The organism is Algoriphagus litoralis, from assembly GCF_003259255.1.
Lineage (GTDB): Bacteria > Bacteroidota > Bacteroidia > Cytophagales > Cyclobacteriaceae > Algoriphagus > Algoriphagus litoralis.
Window position 1 is genome coordinate 1 of the sequence record NZ_QGOL01000069.1, and the last position, 340, is coordinate 340.

A 340-nucleotide genomic window follows, 5' to 3' on the forward strand; every position below is an offset into this window, starting at 1 on the left:
AACCCTGTGAGGCTTTTTGTATTTTAAAGCATGTTTACAGTTTATGCTATAAAGAGTCAGGTTAAAAACTACATCTATGTAGGAATGACGAGTGATTTGAGTGACCGACTGAACAGGCACAATTCTGGATATGAAAAGACCACAAAGCCATATGCACCATTTGAGTTAATTTTTAAGATTGAAAAATTGACAAGAGCTGAGGCTAGAGCAGAAGAGAAAAAACTCAAAACTACGTCAGGAAAAAGGTATTTGAGGTCTTTGATAAAATAAAATCTTGTGGGAGCCAATCCCGTGCGGGCCTGCCTGCTGCAGGCAGGTTCGATTCCCGCTCCTGGTACGA

The 340-nt window shown here is 40.6% G+C and carries 1 protein-coding gene; it reads left to right on the forward strand.

Features of this window, described 5'->3' with window-relative positions:
• Nucleotides 1–84 precede the first annotated feature (84 nt).
• The gene (locus DK188_RS21390) at nt 85–270 is read left to right on the forward strand and encodes a GIY-YIG nuclease family protein (RefSeq protein ID WP_317046890.1); all 186 of its coding nucleotides are present in this window, start codon (nt 85–87) and stop codon (nt 268–270) included.
• Nucleotides 271–340: the final 70 nt, after the last annotated feature.

What these genes read in the sequence shown, in the direction of transcription:
- DK188_RS21390 (WP_317046890.1), top strand. Translation starts at nt 85, where the DNA reads ATGACGAGTGATTTGAGTGACCGACTGAACAGGCACAATTCTGGATAT.